Origin of the sequence: endosymbiont of Galathealinum brachiosum, assembly GCA_003349885.1 — a bacterium.
Classification (GTDB): domain Bacteria; phylum Pseudomonadota; class Gammaproteobacteria; order SZUA-229; family SZUA-229; genus SZUA-229.
The window spans coordinates 201,157-220,139 of the sequence record QFXC01000013.1 but is presented as its reverse complement, the minus strand read 5'-3'; the positions used below and the strand labels follow the sequence as shown (position 1 = coordinate 220,139).

The following is an 18,983-nucleotide window of genomic DNA, read 5'->3' as shown; positions in this document are numbered from 1 at the left end:
GCTCACTAAAAAAATTATCTATTTTGTAAACTATTAGCTGCTTTTATTAAATGCGCTTTACGCATGAAGGCGATTTCACCGCTTTTCTCCATTTTTTTTAGTGCAGGTAAAATTACTGGAATAAGGTGGCTGTTTTTCTTATGAACAAAATGATAGAGCTTGAGTGTTTGTAGTGAATTACTTATAGCTTTTATGTCGTGATATTTTTTCTTATATATAAGGTTGATTCCAGCAAGTTTTGGAATGACAATAATCTCTGTTTTATCCTGTTGTAATAAATCCAGAGCAGCATCAAAAGTAGAAACAAGTGCGCGCTCAAGATTTGCTGTACCCACTTCAATGAATTTTGCACCTTTTACAATAACGAGTTTATGTCCGCGTAAATCTTCCCAGTTATTGATGATGAGTGTTTTATTTTTACTGTATGCGATTGCCTGAACCTGAATGATAGAAACAGGCACCTGTCGCAAATTAGGAGCGAAACGAGTAATTGATGCTATTCGTGCAATTTCTCCATCTGTTATTCCCGCATTTGATTGTTGTAATGAATCTGAAAGTGTCAAAAAAAGCGGTTTTATCGTGATGCCACTTCGATTATATGCCTTTGTTAGTATCTCAGATGCTATTTTGTGGGCAAGATTATTTGCTCCACCTGAAAAGGTGTAACTCTCAGCCTGAGCTAAAATGGGGAGTAATAATAAGATAAAAATAGTTTTCATATACTGGAGTCTAGTGCTTTTTCAGGCATAAAAAGTTGTAATTAATCTCAAAGTTTATAATTTTTGATAGATGGTAAACGGCGTTTACGTTTAATGTTCGCTGATTTTTATAATCGAGTTATATTCTATGGTTTTAAGTCTTGCAATAAGTCTTTGATATCTGTACTATTCGCTCCAAGTTGATGCGGGGTGGAGCAGTCTGGCAGCTCGTCGGGCTCATAACCCGAAGGTCGTAGGTTCAAATCCTGCCCCCGCTACCAAATTTTGATTTAAGTTAATTCAGCCGTAGAGCATATGAATAAACTTGGATTTTTAAGAAGGCCCCGTACATCGGGGCCTTTTTTGTGGTTTGAAATGGGAGTAAAATTCCTGTGTTTTCTACCACTCTAACTGTTAAGGGTATTTATCAAGCGTGAGCGACATCTGGTCATTAATAGAGCCTGTAGTAGAAGGCATGGGATATGAGGTAGTGGACATAGATTATCGTCCACACCCTACAGATGGTTTATTGCGTATATATATAGATGGCCCTGAAGGCATAGTGCTAGATGACTGTACAGCAGTCAGTCATCAAATTAGTAGTGTGCTAGATGTTGAAGACCCTATCCCGGGGCAGTTTAATCTGGAAATCTCATCACCGGGCATGGATCGTCCATTACGTAAAGTAGCTGATTTTGAGCGCTTTGCGGGTTCAACGGTAAAAATTAAGTTATCTGTGCCTACGCTTGAAGGGCAACGAAATTTTACCGGCAAGTTAAAAGGTATAGATAATGATGAAGTTATCCTTGTAATGGATGGCGAAACTCATTACCTGGCCCTGGATACAATCGATAAGGCGCGGATCGTTCCGCAATTCTAGGAATTTTCCTGAATATTTTTTAGTGTTTACCGGAAATATGGTTTTTGGAGCCAGACATGAATAAAGAAATTCTTTATGTAGTAGATGCCGTCTCAAATGAGAAAGCAGTTGAAAAGGAAATTATTTTTGAGGCAATTGAAGCCGCATTAGCTACGGCCAGTCGTAAAAAACAGGGTAAAGATATCGAGGTTCGCGTAGCGATAGATCGAGAAACCGGTGCTTATGATACTTTCCGTAGATGGGAAGTGGCTGAGGAACAGGAAGAGGGTGGTCTGGAGTTTCCGTTAAAGCAGATTACTCTTGAGGCCGCTCAGATTGATGAGCCGGATATTGAGCTTGGTGGTTATGTCGAAGAAGAGATTGATTCAGTAGAGTTTGGACGTATTGCAGCCCAGACAGCAAAGCAGGTTATTGTTCAAAAAGTACGTGAAGCAGAACGTGCTCGCGTGGTTGAAGCATTTCAGGATCGTGTAGGCGAACTGATTATGGGAACGGTAAAACGTGTTGAGCGTGGAAATATCTACCTTGATCTGGGTGATAATGTTGAAGGTTTTATTCCACGTGAAGATGTGATTCCCCGTGAAGCCGTTCGATCGGGTGATCGATTACGTGGTTTTCTGAAAGAAGTTCGCTCTGAAACACGTGGGCCACAACTTTTTATTAGTCGTACTGCACCTGAATTTCTGGTTGAGTTGTTTAAGCTTGAAGTTCCAGAAGTGGGTCAGGATCTGATTGAAATTATTTCCGGTGCGCGTGATCCCGGTTCTCGTGCAAAGATTGCTGTTAAATCAAATGACCCTCGCATGGACCCTGTTGGTGCCTGTGTTGGTATGCGTGGTTCACGTGTGCAGTCTGTAACGAATGAATTAGCGGGTGAACGTGTTGATATTATCTTATGGGATGATAACCCGGCTCAATTTGTAATCAACGCGATGTCACCGGCAGAGGTTGTATCTATTGTTGTTGATGAAGATGCTCACTCAATGGATGTAGCTGTTGAAGATGAGAAGTTATCTCAGGCAATTGGTAAAGGTGGTCAGAATATTCGTATGGCTAGCCAGTTAACAGGCTGGAATTTGAATATTATGTCGACAGAAGACATGGACGAAAAATCGGAAACAGAAGGTAAAGTTCTGGTTGAGCTGTTTATGGAACAGCTGGATGTAGATGAAGATGTAGCAACTATTCTGGCAGCAGAGGGTTTCTCTAGTATTGAGGAAGTTGCCTATGTTCCGGAAAGTGAGTTCTTAAGCATCGAAGAATTTGATGAAGATATTGTCGAAGAGCTACGTGGCCGTGCCAGAGATGCTCTTTTAATGAAAGCAATTTCTCAGGAAGAATCAGTTGATGAACCGCAGCAGGATCTGCTGGAAATGGATGGTATGAATAATGAGCTTGCTAATGTACTGGCCTCGAAAGGGGTTTGTGCCATGGAAGATCTAGCTGAGCTGGCAATTGATGAATTGCAGGATATACAGGAAATGTCTGAAGAGAGTGCAAGTGCATTAATAATGACCGCGCGCGCACCCTGGTTTGAAACAGAAGAAGAGGCAAACCAGTAACCCTGGGGAGGACGTAAAAAATGGCACAAGTTACAGTTAAGCAACTCTCCGAGGTCGTAGGCGCAACGGTTGAGCGATTATTAGAACAATTAAAAGATGCGGGAATTGAGGTCGCAGGTGCGGATTCTGAAATTACCGATGAGCAGAAATTTAAATTACTCGATCACTTGCGTAACAGTCATGGTAAAACATCTGCAGCTACGGCAGGCAAGGGTAAAATTACACTTAAACGTAGATCAACGGCATCACTAAAAAGTAGTGGTAGCAAAGCGGTCAATGTTGAAGTCCGTAAAAAACGCAGTATTTCCAAAGTGTCCGATTCGGCACCGGAAACTGATTCAAAAGAAAAAGAAAAAGCCGAAATTCAGGCATTGATGGCAGAAAAAGAAGCACGTGAAGCTGTTCGTGCAGAAGCTGAAGTGGTTGCAATTGAGAAATCTAAAGAAGCGGCCAAGCAGCGTGAAGAAGAAGCCATTGCGAAAAAAGAGGCTGAAGTTAAAGCGCGTATTGAAGCAGAGCAGCAGGCAAAAGTAGTCGCCAATGCGAAAGCGCGTGGTGCTGCAAAAGCAGAAGCTTCCAAAACGACTGGATCTAGTTCTAGTTCTGATGATCGTAATAAAAATGCACAGAAACCTGCAGCTAAAGGCAGGGGTAAAGGCGATACTCGATACGGCAGAAAAGAACTGCATGTAGCATCGGGCAAAAAAGGTCGTGGTAAAAAGACAAGTCGTAAAGTACTCGCGGCACAAAATGCAGAAGCAAAACATGCCTTTGAAAAACCGGTAGAAAAAATTGTTTATGATGTAGATGTACCTGAAACAATCAAGGTTTCAGATCTTGCCCTGAAAATGTCAATGAAAGCGGGTGAGATGATCAAAACGATGATGACGATGGGGGTTATGGCCACTATCAATCAGGTTATTGATCAGGATACAGCAATTCTTATTGTTGAAGAGCTGGGACATAAAGCGATTGCATCCTCTGCTGACGATCGTGAAAACTCATTACTGGCTTCTGCAGGTGATGAATTACATGGTGAGTTGCCTCGTCCACCTGTTGTGACGATTATGGGTCACGTTGACCATGGTAAAACATCGCTACTCGATCATATTCGTGAAGCAAAAGTTGCACATGGTGAAGCCGGTGGTATTACCCAGCATATTGGTGCTTATCATGTTGAAACAGACAAAGGTGTTATTACATTTCTTGATACACCAGGTCATGCTGCATTTACTTCGATGCGTGCTCGTGGCGCTCAGGCAACCGATATTGTTATTCTGGTTGTTGCTGCAGATGATGGTGTTATGCCACAAACGATTGAAGCGGTTCAGCATGCTAAAGCAGCTGGCGTGCCATTAATCATTGCGGTTAATAAAATAGATTTAGAAGCTGCAGATCCAGATCGTGTGAAAACAGAACTGGGTAGTCATGATGTTATTCCTGAAGACTGGGGTGGTGAAAACATATTTGTTAATGTTTCTGCTAAAACAGGTGAAGGTATTGATGACTTGCTGGAAGCGATTAACTTAACTGCTGAAGTACTTGAATATACAGCGCCTGCTAAAGGCCCTGCTCAGGGTATAGTGGTTGAGGCAACGCTGGATAAAGGTCGTGGTGTAACAACAACGGTACTGGTTCAGAAAGGTGGTCTGAGAAAAGGTGATATTCTGTTAGCCGGTCAGGAATATGGTCGTGTACGTGCCATGTTTGATGAAAATGGTAAGCAGATTGATGAAGCTGGCCCATCTATTCCGGTAGTTGTACTAGGTTTATCCGGTACACCTGCAGCGGGTGACCAGGTTCAGGTGATGACGGATGAAAAAACCGCACGTGAGCTGGCAGAGAATCGTCACCATAAAGTGCGTGATGTTAAATTTGCGGCTCAACAGCAGGCTAAGCTTGATTCATTGTTTACCAATTTAGGTAAAGGTGAAGTTAAGTTTCTTAATATTCTACTTAAAGCAGATGTGCAAGGTAGTTTAGAGGCGATTAAAGATTCGTTAATGAAGTTGGCTGCAGATAATGACGAAGTAGATGTAGCAATAGTCGGATCAGGTGTCGGTGGTATTAATGATACTGATATCAGTCTTGCAGCAGCATCAAATGCGGTTGTATTTGGTTTTAATGTGCGTGCAGATGCAGCAGCAAGAAAATCAGTAGCTGAACGTGGTGTTGATATGCGTTATTACAGTGTTATCTATGACTTGATAGGTGATGTTAAAGATGCGCTAACGGGAATGCTGTCTGCGAAATTCCGTGAAGAAATTATTGGTCTGGCTGAAGTTAAAGATATTTTCAGATCACCTAAATTTGGCTTAATCGCGGGTTCTATTGTTACCGAAGGTACGATCAAAAAGAGTCAGCCTATTCGTGTATTACGCGATGATGTTGTTATCTACGAAGGTGAGCTTGAATCTCTACGTCGTTTTAAAGATATGGTCGATGAAGTTAAGAGTGGCACTGAGTGCGGCATTGGTGTGAAAAATTACAATGACGTGAAAATTGGTGACCAGATTGAAGTCTTCGAACGTGTTGAAATGGAACGCGTTCTGTAAGTTTTATTTTTGACGCAGAGACGCGGAGGCGCAGAGAAAAATTTATTGTTGTTTGCGCGTAGCGCTAATAAAATGAACTCTGTGTCTGCGCGTCAAAATAGACATTAAATTATGCCAAAAGAATATTCCCGATCACAACGTATGGCTGAGCAAGTTCGAAGAGAGCTTGCCGAGTTAGTGCGTGATGAAATAAAAGATCCTCGTGTGAACTGGGTGTCTTTTACTGCGGTTAAAGTAACTCGAGATTTAAGTTCTGCGGTTGTTTATTTCACTGTACTTAATGAAGATGAGCGAGAGCAGGCAGAAGAAGGATTGAATAAAGCGACAGGTTTTATTCGTCGAGAATTAGGTAAGCGAATTCGCTCGCGTATCGTGCCATCTTTACGATTTGTTTATGATGTGAGTATTGAGCGTGGGACTTCAATGGAGTCTTTGATAGCGCAAGCACGTTCATCTGATGCAGACTCTTCGGAAGATTAATTTTTTGGCGAAAAGGCACAGAGATACAGCGTTTTATTTTGTTTTTGCTTCGCGAAAAATAAATATTATGCGTGCCCCTGTATCTGCGCGTCTCTGCTTCAAAAGTCTTTAGGTTTCACACATGGGTCGAAAAAACAAAGGTCGTAAAATTCACGGCGTTATACTTCTGGATAAACCTCTAAAAATATCATCCAATCATGCTTTGCAACGTGTAAAACGTTTGTTCGATGCAAATAAAGCGGGTCACACAGGTAGTCTTGATCCATTGGCAACGGGGATGTTACCAATATGTCTGGGTGAAGCGACTAAAGTATCTGCTTTTTTGCTGGATGCGGACAAAACATATCGATTTAAATGCAGGCTTGGTCAGGTAACGGCCACAGGTGATGCGGAAGGTGACGTCATCAGTGAGCGTCCTTTTGAGCATATACAGTTAGCTGACATTGAAAAATATTTACCCGAGCTTACGGGAGATATTATGCAGGTGCCGCCCATGTATTCTGCCCTGAAAATAGATGGTCAACGATTATATGATCTGGCTCGACAGGGGATAGAGGTCGAGCGCAAGGCTCGACCTGTAACTATTTATTCATTAGATGTTATTTCATTTGAAAATGGTGAAGTTGAGCTTGAGACTCGCTGCTCAAAAGGTACTTATGTACGTACATTGGCAGAAGACCTGGGTGAAAAGCTGGGGTGTGGAGCGTATGTTACCGAGTTAAGGCGAACATCTGTCGGGCCATACCAGACCGGAATGCTTACACTTGATCAGTTAATGGATGTGGCAGAAGACGGGTTTGATGCGTTAGATGGGCTTTTGCTGGATCTGGATAGCGGAATTTCTGATTGGCCAGTAGTCGAACTGGACCCTGATAGTGCCTATTACATGAAGTTGGGTCAGCCGGTTCAAATAGCTCGTGCACCGACAGAAGGGCTTGTGCGGGTATACGATGGTGATCAGTTTATAGGAATAGGTAAGATTCAGGATGATGGTCGGGTCGCGCCCAAAAGAATGATGAATTTGTAGTCTGAATAGTATATTGCTATTTAGCCCTCTCTTTTTCTAAGGGGGAGGTAAAAAATGGACTAATTTACAGAATACATAGTTTTTTAGCGCACAAAAGCTTTAATATCTTAAAAATATTTATTTCGTTGCAGGAAAATCGAGATAAATAGTCTTGATCAGTGTAAACTCCGCACTCAAATCGTTTTAAGTCTGGATCTGACTCTGGATAAATGCGATTGATATCGGTAAAAATGATTGATTCAGGGTGAGAATACCTTGATTAATCAAGCGTTAAGGTCAATTTAGGCTTTTGTAGAAGGTCTAAATTATGATAAAATCCCGCTTCATTTTTGAGGCACACACAGTCAGGAGTTTTGACAATGTCAATGACAGCAGCAGCTAAGGCTGAAGTAGTAACAAAATACGCACAATCTAAAGGCGATACAGGCTCACCAGAAGTACAGGTAGCTTTATTAACTTCACGTATTGTACAACTTACAGAACACTTTAAAGAACACAAGCAGGATCACCATTCTCGCCGTGGGCTTTTACGTATGGTAAACCAGCGTCGTAAATTACTGGATTACTTAAAATCTAAAAATACAGATCGTTATAAAGATCTTATTGCAAATCTTGGCTTACGTCGTTAATCGTAATTTCCAGTATAATCAGCTTCAATAAATTCAGATAATTAGGGTATAACCTGTGACTGCAATTAAAAAATCGTTTCAATTTGGTGATAATAACGTAACTATCGAAACTGGCGAGATTGCTCGTCAAGCTTCAGGTGCCGTTATGGTAGATATGGATGGTACAGTAGTTCAATGTACCGCCGTAGCTGTTAAAGGTGGAGAGCCTCGGGATTTTTTCCCACTTACTGTTAACTATCAGGAGCGTACTTATGCTGCTGGTAAGATTCCAGGAAGCTTCTTCAAGCGTGAAGGTCGTCCATCAGAAAAAGAAACTCTGACTAGTCGCCTCATCGATAGACCTATCCGTCCTTTATTCCCTAAAGGTTATACCAACGAAGTTCAGGTTATTTGTACAGTAATGTCACTTAACCCTGAAATCGATCCTGATATTGCAGCCTTAATTGGTACATCAGCGGCATTGGCTATTTCTGGTGCGCCATTCGATGGCCCAGTTGGTGCGTGTCGTGTGGGTTATAAAGATGGCGAATACATCTTAAACCCTACATACAGCCAACTTGCTGAATCTCAATTAGATTTAGTGGTAGCCGGTACAAGCGATGCTGTACTAATGGTTGAATCAGAAGCTGATCAGTTATCTGAAGATATTATGCTTGATGCAGTTATGTTTGGTCATGATGCATTCCAGGTGGTTATCAAATCTATTCAAGAATTAAAAGACGAAGTCGGTACTCCTGCAATAGAGTGGACTCCGCCGGTTGTTAACGAAGACTTAAACAAGCAAGTTGCTGATGCAGTAACAGCTGATCTAACTACGGCTTATCAGATTTCTGAAAAGCTAGATCGTTATGCAGCAGTTGATAAGGTTCGTGATGCAGCAGTAGAAAAATTAGTATCAGATGATGGTTTCACAAAAGATGAAGTGAAAGGCGCATTTGATAAAGTTGTAAAATCAATCGTACGCGGTCGCATCATTGCTGGTGAGCCACGTATAGATGGTCGTAAAGTAGATGATGTTCGTGCGATTTCTGTACGTACGGGTGTTCTTCCTAGGACTCACGGCTCTGCATTATTTACCCGTGGTGAAACTCAGGCATTAGTTGTTACAACGCTTGGCACATCACGTGATGCTCAAAAAATTGATGCTTTAGAAGGCCAAATCATTGACAACTTCATGTTGCACTATAACTTCCCTCCATTCTCAGTGGGTGAAGCAGGTCGTACTGGCACACCAGGCCGTCGTGAAATTGGTCATGGTCGTTTAGCAAAACGCGGTGTTTTAGCGTGTATGCCTACAACTGATGAATTCCCATATTCAATTCGTGTTGTATCTGAAATTACTGAATCAAACGGTTCAAGCTCAATGGCTTCTGTTTGTGGTACTTCATTAGCGCTTATGGATGCAGGTGTTCCTGTTAAGTCACCAATCGCAGGTATTGCGATGGGCCTAGTTAAAGAAGGTGAGGGTTACGCAGTATTAAGCGATATCCTGGGTGATGAAGATCATCTTGGTGATATGGACTTTAAAGTAGCTGGTACAGTAAACGGTGTTAATGCATTGCAAATGGATATTAAGATTACTGGTATCACAAAAGAAATAATGGAAAAAGCATTAGAACAAGCGAAAGCGGGTCGTATGTTTATCCTGGGTGAAATGAATAAGGTAATTTCTGAAGCAAGTACAGAAATGTCTCATTACGCACCACGTTATTTAACAATGAAAATTAACCCTGAAAAGATTCGCGATGTAATCGGTAAAGGTGGTGCAGTAATTAAATCAATTACTGAAGAAACCGGTGTGACGATTGATATCGATGATGATGGTAATGTGAAGATTGCTTCTAGTGATTTTGATAATGCTGAAGCTGCTAAAGTTCGTATCGAGCAGATTACAGCTGAAGCTGAAGTAGGTAAGATCTACGAAGGTGAAGTTATCAAGATTATGGACTTCGGTGCATTTGTTCGAATTCTTCCTGGTAAAGAAGGTCTGGTTCATATTTCTCAAATCTGCGAAGAGCGAGTTGAGAAGGTGAGTGACAAGCTTAAGGAAGGTGAGAAGATTCAGGTTAAAGTGCTGGAGATTGATCGTCAGGGTCGAATTCGTTTAAGCATGAAGGCTGTTAGTGAGGCAGCTGAGGCGTAAGCTTTTAGTTGTTTTTACTTGAAAAAAGGGGCTTTTAGCCCCTTTTTTTTGCTTGTTACTTTGTGTTGTAAGCGGACTTGCAGGTCCCTTGCTTTATGAGGATTAAAATTCTGTGGTGTCGCCAGCGCAGCGACCATACAAAATTCATGCTCCTATGAAGAAACGAGCGAGTGAATTATCGGCAGGTGACACCATAGAATTCAAATTCCTATAAAAGTATAAAGTCAGCATGTAGTTATATCAGTAAAATCACGGCTAAACAGTTCAACTAGCATTAAGAATAATCCATAGCTTTATTAGTGATTTCTAATTTAGGTCTGAAATATAAGATAACTTCTCAACAAAACATCATAAATACCTGATTCAAATATATAAAATCATAATGTATACTCAGAAGAACCGCTTTAACTGTGAGTTAGTAGGCGGAAACAGTTATGGATATATGGTCCAATACACAGCGATGAAGTAGTGGGTAGCATTATGCACAAAATAATATTAGCTTTCTTTACAATACTGATACTGAATTCCATTTCAGCTATCGCCGCCGATGTATCAAAAGATCAGATTAAAGGTCTTGATGAGCAGGTGCAGGACATTAAAAAGGATGTGATAGATTTAACTGCCAGTCTGCTTCAACTTGAAGAAAAATTACTTTTTCCATCAAATAGCCAATTTGCATTATTTGTATCACTCGCAGATCCAGAAGATTTACGTCTGGATGCAATACAGATAAAACTTGAAAATAAAGTACTGGCACATCACCTGTATACATTCCGTGAACTGGAGTCAATGCAAAAGGGTGGTGTACAGAAAATCTACACGGGAAATATTAAAACTGGCGACCACAAAATAGTTATTAGTTATACGGCAAAAGCAGCGAGTGGTGGTGAGATGAAACGTAGTAGTAGTTATATATTAAAAAAAGAGGTGGGTCCTAAATTTGTTGAAATAAAAATTGGAGGGCCGGATGCGGGTGACCAGGGTATAGAGTTTAAAGACTGGTAATACCGAGTTTCAAATTAATGTTGCGACTTTCTAAATTTATTTTAATTTCTCTGATTACTTTCAATGTAACAGCAGAAAACACCATTGATAAAGCTCCAGAGCTTAAAGATATCTTCTATGGTGAATCATTATTTTATGCCTTCCAGAATAAACACTTCGATGCTATCAGTAAGTTAGATGCTGAACTGGGTCAATTCTATTCACTTGATAATCCATCGCTAGATCCATTTAATCAGCATATTAATCATGCTGAATTTTCTGCAGGAAGTTTTGAGCTTGCTTACCGTATGCATCAGCGTGCAGGTAGAGCCATTAAAGCAATAATGGAATCAAGTTTAAATCAGAAAATTCGTAACGAAGCGGCATATCGGTTAGCTCAAATTTATTACCGTAAAAATCAACCTGGTAATGCACTGGATATTTTAGAAAAAATACAGGGTGAAATGGCTGAAGATTTACGTGTTGATGAAATTTATTTACGTGCACAGGTTTATATTTCTACAGGAAAATTTTCTGAAGCAATCGTTTTATTAAAGTCGATAGAGGGTGAAGATAAGTATAAAGGTTATATTTTGTATAATCTTGGTATTGCCTATATACAGAATCAGGAAGAGAAAAAAGCGATTGTTGCTTTGACCGAAATGGGGAAAATGAGCAGTGATGATCGTGGAATTCAGGCGTTAAAAGATAAAGCAAATTTAACTTTAGCTAACCGAATGCTAGAGAACGGTTCACCAGATCAGGCTAAACAGTATTTTAGTCGTGTGCGTTTAAATGGTCCGTTCGCAGATAAAGCGCTACTGGGTATGGGCTGGGTTAACGCATCAATGGGAAAATATAAAAAAGCACTGGTACCCTGGGGGATTTTACAAAAGCGTGAAGTGACTAATGAGTTGGTGCAGGAGTCTATGTTAGCAGTTCCGTATGCATATGGTCAGTTGCATTATTATGGCCAGGCAGCTTTATCATATGGTCAGGCCATGGATAATTTTGGTAGTGAAATAGATCGTCTTCAAACATCAATTAAAAGTGTGCGTGAAGGAAAGTTTTTAAATGCACTATTAGATAAACAAGGTGAACGGGACAAAAACTGGTTACACAACTTAAGGGATAGACAGGAAACGCCTGAAACACGTTACATACTATCTTTAATGGCATCAAATGATTTTCAACAATCATTACAGAATTATCAGGATTTAGCAGAGCTTAGAGTGCGCCTGACATACTGGTTGGCAACACTTGATGTTTATGTCGAATTAATAGAAATTCGTCGAAAGTATTATGAACCATTGTTACCGGTTGTTGAAAAAGAATTCAAGAAACTGGATGCACGTATTCGATTAAGACTATCCCAGCGTGACCGTCTTGATCAGCGATTAAAGTCTCTGGTGATAGCACGTCGTCCTGATTACCTGGCCACAGCTGAAGAGCGTGGAATACAGGACAGGCTAGCAGAAGTTGAACTTTATTTATCAACTAATCCACAAAATTATACAGATGACGTTCGCCAGCGAATAGCTCGACTTAAGGGTGTTTTACACTGGCAAATAAATGAGGCATACCACGAAAGACTAACTAATGCATATAAGCAGATGCAAACGTTAGATGTTTATATAAATAATTTAAATAAAGCCTATCAGTCATTTGTAAGGACTCGTCAAGCGGCAACACAGAGTTATGAAGGTTATGATATTCCAATTCGTCAGTTAAAGACTAAAATTCAGGCAACGCAGGTTAAAGTCGACGGAATTATGGCAAGACAGGGAAGGTTGATTGAAGCGCTTGCAGTGAACGAGCTTGAGCGTAGAAGAAACTTGCTGGAAGAGTATCAAATAAAAGCACGATTTGCTTTGGCTGAAAGTTATGACCGTGCAACAAAGAAACAACAAAAAGCTGAAGAAGAGAAATTACTGGAAAATATTGAGAAAAATAAAGTATTAAAGCAGTCTACTGATGGTGTAGCTACCGAAGAAAATCAGCAAGAGCAACTTGCTAAAGAGCCGCCCGATGAAAAGATTAATGAGGCTGCTCAGTAATGTTTATTCATATTAAAAAAATATTTTTATACATAGCTTTCTTACCTGTACTAGTTAGCTGCGTTACAGGTGCTGATAAACAGACGTTAGCAAGTCTTGAAGAAGTTGATCTTGATTTAAAAGAGGCTGAAATATCCGGTAGTCTTGATAAAGCAATGGAAAGTTACCAGAAGTTTCTTGAAGAAACGCCGGAAACAGCAATGACACCAGAGGCATTGCGACGACTTGCAGATCTAAAAATTGAGAAAGAATACAGCTCATTTAGTGGAGGTGTTGATACTGCTGTTTCTACAGGCGCTATTGCGGGTAAAGTTACAGGAGTAACAAGTAGTGGTGGTTCAGTGGAGCCGGTTGTAGCAGGTGCTATCGCAGCTTCAGTTGTCGCTGGAGATGATACGGATGAAAAAGCTGAAACTGAAGTAATAACTGAAGATGCAACAGTTAAAGAACTTCAGAGTAAAGAAAAATCGATTGCAAGTGTAGCTGAATCACAGAAAGATTTTGAAAAGCGTACAACTGAAAAAATTGATTTAAAAGGAAGTAAAGACAAAGCAGTGGTAGCTGCAGATGCAGCAGTAGCAGAAGATCTGGCATCTGCAGGAGCTCAGGAAGCGATAGAATTATATAAAGGTCTGTTAGTTAAGTATCCTCATTATGATCGAAATGATCAGGTTTTGTATCAGTTATCTCGCGCATATGAAGAAATAGGTGAAGTAGATAAAGCTATGACAGTTTTAAATCGTCTAGTAAAAGAATATCCTAATTCTAGACATATAGATGAGGCGCAGTTTAGGCGCGCGGAGTATTTTTTTACTCGAAAAAAATATCTTGATTCTGAAGAGGCCTATCAGGCTGTTATTGATTTTGGTATAAGTTCGGCGTTTTATGATCTGGCATTATATAAACAGGGCTGGGCATTCTTTAAGCAGGACCTTTATGAAGAGGCACTTCATGATTTTATAGGTTTATTGGATTATAAAATATCAATTGGATATGACTTTGAGCAGATAAATGACAAAATTGAACGTAAACGTATAGAAGATACCTATCGAGTTATCAGTTTAAGTTTTTCATATCTTGGTGGGCCTGAAGAGGTTGTTAAATATTTTGAAACCCATGGAGCAAGACTTTATGAGGCTAGTATTTATAGCCATCTGGGTGAATATTATTTGAGCAAACGAAGATATGCAGATGCCGCTGGCTCTTATAACTCTTATGTGGAACGAAATCCGTTAAATAAAGTTTCACCACATTTTCATATCAGAGTAATTGAAATTTATCTGCAGGGTGGTTTTCCAAAGTTAGTTGTAGACTCGAAAAAGAACTTTGCAACAACTTATGGTTTAAGGGCAAATTACTGGACATTTTTTGATATAACTGTGTATCCAGATGTTATCGTATTTTTAAAAGCGAATCTGACCGATCTTGCGAATCATTATCATGCTTTGTACCAGAACAGGCGTTTAAGAAAATTTAGAAAAGAAAATTTTCTGGAAGCGACTCGATGGTATCGTGAATTTCTTGATTCATTTCCTGAAGATTTACAGGCTCCCGGTATTAATTTTCAGTTAGCTGAATTATTGCTTGAAAATAAAAACTTCAGAGGGGCTGCATTAGAGTATGAGCGTACATCATATAATTATGAAAGGCATGAAAAATCATCTGAAGCGGGTTATGCTGCAGTGTTTGCATATCGTGAATATTTAAAAAAGGCAGATCAATCCCAGCGTAATATTATCAAGCATGAAATAATACGTAGTTCATTGAAGTTTGGTGAAACATATCCAGAGCATAAAAAGGCGCCAGTTGTATTGGTCGCGGCGACAGATGATCTTTATGCGATTAGAGATTTTGCAATGGCGATTAAAATTGGCCGTCGTGTTATAGAAAAGTACCCCAACATTGAAACTAAATATATTCGTTCTTCATGGTTAATTGTGGCTCACTCATCATTTGATCTGACATTATATGCTGACGCCGAGGCTGCTTATAGTCAGGTGTTAATGATGACGGGCAAGAAACATAAAGAGAGAGGGAAGTTAATAGAGAATCTCGCAGCGTCTATTTATAAACAGGGTGAGCAGGCACGTAAGCTTAAAGATCATCGCGCTGCTGCAAATCATTTTCTCCGTATAGCAACTGCGGCTCCGACGTCAAAAATTCGCCCTACGGCGGAATATGATGCAGCAGCAGCTTTGATCAGTCTGAAAGACTGGTCAAAAGCAGCGGAAGTTTTGGAAGGGTTTAGAAAACAATATCCCAAAAACAAACTTCAGACTGATGTGACTAAAAAGCTGGCGATTGTATATAAAGAAGACGGGAAGTTATTACTCGCGGCGGCTGAGTTTGAACGAATTGAAAGAGAGACCAAAGATAAAGGTTTGCGACGTGAGGCTTTACAGCAGGCGGCTGAGCTTTATGAAAAGGCAGGAGATAGAAATAAAGCGCTTAATGTATATGTTCGCTATGTAAAGTATTTTCCTAAACCTGTCGAAAACGCACTGGAAATGCGAAATAATATAGCAAATATTTATAAGTTAAATAAAAGCAAAAAGCTTTATGTTAAACAATTGCAGTGGATCGTTGCGATTGATTTAAAAGCAGGTAAGGAGCGTACAGATAGAACGCGTTTTCTAGCAGCAAGTGCATCGCTTGTTTTAGCTCAGCCTGATATAAGAAGGTTTAAACTTGTAGAGCTTAAAAAGCCGTTTAAGAAAAACCTTAATAAAAAGAAAAAGCGTATGAAAAAGGCAATTGCTACTTTAACCAAGCTGGTTGATTATGAAGTTGGAATTGTTACTGCGGCCGCCACCTATGAAATTGCTGAAATATATTATCATTTTAGTCGTGCTTTGATGAATTCTGAGAGACCTACAAATTTAACCGAAGAGCAGTTGGAACAGTATGAGCTGGTTCTCGAAGAACAGATTTATCCGTTTGAAGAAAAATCAATTACAGTGCATGAAAAGAATATGGAGTTACTTGATTTAGGTATTTACAATAAATGGATAGATGAAAGTATCGAAAAATTAGCCGTGTTGTTACCGGCCAGGTACGCTAAGCCTGAAGAAGCAGTAGAATATGTGGAAACAATTTTACCTGTACTTAAGGAATCAAATTTACCTGTTCAGTTGCCTGAACCTGTTAAGCCAGATGGAATTCCTGAAACTAAGCCAGAATCTGAAGTTGAAAAACAAGGTAATATAAAAGTAGAATCCCTGGAAAACAAACAGACATTGAATGCTTTGTTTGAAAACAGGAAGGTGTCTTAAATGAGTTTTTTTAAGATTTTATCGATTTGTTTTCTTGTTGTAAGTCTGATGTCATGTGTCATGGAATCAACAAAACCATCTGCATTAGATAAAAAAATAAAACCTGAATTGGTGGAAATAGATTCAGATATTGAGGACGATTTTAATTCTGCGCTTTCCCACCTGAGATCAGAGGAATACGATCAGGCGATTATGTTGCTAAAAAAGGTTATAGCGCAAGAAGGCAGGGTGCCCGCTCCATATGTCAATTTAGGGATGGCTTATGATAAAAAAGGTGATGATGAAAAGGCTGAAAAATTTTTGCTAATGGCGCTCAAAATTGAATTGACACATCCGGTCGCAAATAATCAACTGGGTTTGTTGTATAGAAAAAAAGGTCGTTTTGCAGATGCCAGGAAAGCTTATACCAATGCGTTAACTGAACACCCTGATTATTTACCAGTGGTGAAAAATCTGGGTATTCTCTGTGAGTTATATATGCGTGATTTTCCCTGCGCACTTAAGCAGTATGAGCATTATCTGGATTTACAACCAGATAATAAAATTATGAAGATATGGGTTGCTGATCTTAGTAGACGGATAAAGTAGGTCTTGATTATGAATTTATTAAAAAAAATAACTCTTACTTTTCTTTTTTGTTTGTCTGTGTCAGTTGTATTCGCAGAGGATAAATCAAAATCTGATGTGGCTAAAAAAAGTGCAAAGAAAGATAATGGAGTAAAGGAATTGTCCGGTATTTCCATTATAGGTAATAAAGAAGCACCGAAATCACTTTATATAGTGCCCTGGAAGAATTCTGAGGTGGGTGTCAGGTCAAGTTTAACTTCTGGTTTGCTTGATGACTCAATGCGCCCGATTGATAAAGAAGTCTTTATGCGAGAGCTTGATTTCTATGAATTAAGTCATACAAAATAATTGCTAAGCGTCTGTTTTTGGTCTTAAAAAAGACAGTTTGTATATACAGTGCTAAACTTATTAGAAATTTCTGCATGTTTTTCATTAAACATGTAAACACAATGAGGAAAACATAATGGAAGTTATTGAAACCATGGTACGATTTTTTCAAACCGGTGGTGCATTCATGTATCCAATTTTGATCGTATTTGCGATCGGTTTGGCAATAGCGACTGAGCGATTCATCAAACTGGGTAGTGTTTCTCGAGCAAATCGTAAGGTTTGGGATGAGGTGCACCCTATGCTTGAAGAGGGTGACTTTGATAAAGCGCGTGAGCTAATAGCTGATGATACATCTACTATAGCAAGTTTATTAAATATGGGGCTTGCACGACAGGGGTCCGTGCGTAGACGTGATGATATTGAAATAGCAATGGAAGAGAGCATGATGGAGATAATTCCGCAGCTTGAAAAACGTACGCCCTATGTGGCCCTGTTTTCCAATATCTCTACATTGTTAGGTCTCTTAGGTACTATTATGGGTTTGATTGAGGCTTTTAATGCGGTTGCTAACGCTAATCCAGCTGAAAAAGCAGATCTTCTTTCTGCCAGTATTTCGGTTGCAATGAATACCACAGCATTTGGTTTGATGGCGGGTATTCCATTGTTAATTACCCATGCATTATTAACAGCCAGAACAGGTGAAATTGTAGATAGCCTGGAAATGGTTTCAGTTAAAACATTGAATATAATTTCTGAATTTGCTAAACGTCAAGCTGCTCTGGCTGCAAAATAATGGCTAGAAAAACACGCTACCGTCGTACGGATAAAGAAGTTCCAGAAATGGATATCACTACCTTTCTTAATTTAATGGTAGTACTGATTCCTTTTCTGTTAATTACGGCGGTATTTTCTCGTGTAACTATCCTGGAGTTGAATTTACCAACATCCAGTGGCGCGAATGCGCCGTCAAAAATAAAGCTTAATATAGAAGTAATAGTGCGAGAGAAAGGTCTTGAAATTGGCAATGGAAGGCGTGTTGTTGCTCGTTTTCCAAAAGTTGAAGATAAGTATGATTTTGCAAAGCTGTCTAAGCATTTGCTTGAAATCAAAAAAAATTACCCTGATAAAACAGATGCAACGGTTCTGATGGAGCCAGATATTCAATATGAATTACTGGTTCATGTAATGGATGCTGTTCGTCTTGTGGAGTTGGAGCAAAGTGAAAGTGGTATTTTTGAAAAAGTAGCACTGTTTCCCGATATTTCAATCGGGGATGCACCATGAGACAGAATTCTCGCCGAATGAAGCGTATGGGGCGCTCCAAGAAGAAATCACCAGGTTTGAATCTGGTGTCTCTGATGGATATTTTCACTATTCTGGTTTTCTTTTTACTGGTTAATTCGTCGTCTACAGAAGTGATGGAGCCGCCCAAACAAATCACATTACCGGATTCTGTTGTTGAGAAAAAACCACGTGAAACCGTAGTTGTCCTGGTTACATCACAGGCAATAATGATTATGGGTGAGCCGGTGATAACGACGGAAGAAGCGTTAGCGCTTAAGTCTTCAGTTATACCTGCGATTCAGGCAGAGCTAGTACTGCAACGTGAAAATGTAATTGGTGTAAGTACGAAAACAGTTTCAGAAAGTAAAGAAGTAACCGTTCTGGCAGATAAAACGATACCGTTTAAATTGTTGAAAAAAGTAATGTCCAGTTGTACAGCTGCAGGTTATGGGAAAATTTCTCTGGCAGTTATTCAAAAAGCATCACAAACCGAAACACAAACAGACTCATAAGGT

Annotated in this window: 16 protein-coding genes and 1 tRNA gene; 16 read left to right on the top strand and 1 reads right to left on the bottom strand. The window is 39.7% G+C overall.

The window, feature by feature from the left end:
* Positions 1-14: 14 nt before the first annotated feature.
* A complete protein-coding gene (locus DIZ80_13795) occupies positions 15-719 on the bottom strand; it encodes a hypothetical protein (protein RDH81180.1) in 705 nt (234 codons plus the stop codon).
* Between the two features lie 183 nt (positions 720-902).
* Between DIZ80_13795 and DIZ80_13790 the strand changes: the two genes are divergently transcribed.
* The 16 genes from DIZ80_13790 to DIZ80_13715 all read left to right on the top strand — a co-directional run bounded on the left by DIZ80_13790 (position 903) and on the right by DIZ80_13715 (position 18,980).
* A tRNA-Met gene (locus DIZ80_13790) sits at positions 903-979 on the top strand.
* 194 nt (positions 980-1,173) lie between these two features.
* Positions 1,174-1,578 (top strand): ribosome maturation factor RimP, encoded by a 405-nt coding sequence (locus tag DIZ80_13785; GenBank protein RDH81687.1) that lies wholly within the window; start codon positions 1,174-1,176, stop codon positions 1,576-1,578.
* Positions 1,579-1,634: 56 nt separating this feature from the next.
* Complete coding sequence (gene nusA, locus DIZ80_13780; protein ID RDH81179.1) at positions 1,635-3,140, top strand: transcription termination/antitermination protein NusA; 1,506 nt, start codon at positions 1,635-1,637, stop codon at positions 3,138-3,140.
* A gap of 20 nt (positions 3,141-3,160) precedes the next feature.
* Entirely contained in the window at positions 3,161-5,695 is a 2,535-nt protein-coding gene (locus tag DIZ80_13775) for a translation initiation factor IF-2 (GenBank protein RDH81178.1), read from the top strand.
* A gap of 108 nt (positions 5,696-5,803) precedes the next feature.
* Positions 5,804-6,175 carry a 30S ribosome-binding factor RbfA gene (locus DIZ80_13770; GenBank protein ID RDH81177.1) on the top strand — a complete coding sequence of 124 codons (372 nt, stop codon included), beginning with the start codon at positions 5,804-5,806 and terminating at the stop codon, positions 6,173-6,175.
* Between the two features lie 121 nt (positions 6,176-6,296).
* On the top strand, positions 6,297-7,202 hold the full coding sequence (locus DIZ80_13765) for a tRNA pseudouridine(55) synthase TruB (GenBank protein ID RDH81176.1): 906 nt from the start codon (positions 6,297-6,299) through the stop codon (positions 7,200-7,202).
* A 359-nt stretch (positions 7,203-7,561) separates the two neighbouring features.
* Positions 7,562-7,831 (top strand): 30S ribosomal protein S15, encoded by a 270-nt coding sequence (locus DIZ80_13760; protein RDH81175.1) that lies wholly within the window; start codon positions 7,562-7,564, stop codon positions 7,829-7,831.
* Between the two features lie 55 nt (positions 7,832-7,886).
* Complete coding sequence (gene pnp, locus DIZ80_13755; GenBank protein ID RDH81174.1) at positions 7,887-9,974, top strand: polyribonucleotide nucleotidyltransferase; 2,088 nt, start codon at positions 7,887-7,889, stop codon at positions 9,972-9,974.
* A 480-nt stretch (positions 9,975-10,454) separates the two neighbouring features.
* Complete coding sequence (locus DIZ80_13750; GenBank protein ID RDH81173.1) at positions 10,455-10,979, top strand: hypothetical protein; 525 nt, start codon at positions 10,455-10,457, stop codon at positions 10,977-10,979.
* A gap of 17 nt (positions 10,980-10,996) precedes the next feature.
* On the top strand, positions 10,997-13,015 hold the full coding sequence (locus DIZ80_13745) for a hypothetical protein (protein RDH81172.1): 2,019 nt from the start codon (positions 10,997-10,999) through the stop codon (positions 13,013-13,015).
* Positions 13,015-16,287 (top strand): hypothetical protein, encoded by a 3,273-nt coding sequence (locus tag DIZ80_13740; protein RDH81171.1) that lies wholly within the window; start codon positions 13,015-13,017, stop codon positions 16,285-16,287. The genes DIZ80_13745 and DIZ80_13740 overlap by 1 nt, the downstream gene beginning before the upstream one ends.
* Entirely contained in the window at positions 16,288-16,875 is a 588-nt protein-coding gene (locus DIZ80_13735) for a hypothetical protein (GenBank protein ID RDH81170.1), read from the top strand. It abuts the gene before it with no gap.
* A gap of 6 nt (positions 16,876-16,881) precedes the next feature.
* Entirely contained in the window at positions 16,882-17,202 is a 321-nt protein-coding gene (locus DIZ80_13730) for a hypothetical protein (protein RDH81686.1), read from the top strand.
* Positions 17,203-17,326: 124 nt separating this feature from the next.
* On the top strand, positions 17,327-17,977 hold the full coding sequence (locus tag DIZ80_13725) for a flagellar motor protein MotA (protein ID RDH81685.1): 651 nt from the start codon (positions 17,327-17,329) through the stop codon (positions 17,975-17,977).
* Positions 17,977-18,468, top strand: a complete 492-nt coding sequence (locus DIZ80_13720; GenBank protein ID RDH81169.1) for a biopolymer transporter ExbD — start codon at positions 17,977-17,979, stop codon at positions 18,466-18,468. Before DIZ80_13725 ends, DIZ80_13720 begins: the two co-directional genes overlap by 1 nt.
* Positions 18,469-18,485: 17 nt before the next feature.
* Complete coding sequence (locus DIZ80_13715) at positions 18,486-18,980, top strand: biopolymer transporter ExbD (GenBank protein RDH81684.1); 495 nt, start codon at positions 18,486-18,488, stop codon at positions 18,978-18,980.
* Positions 18,981-18,983: the final 3 nt, after the last annotated feature.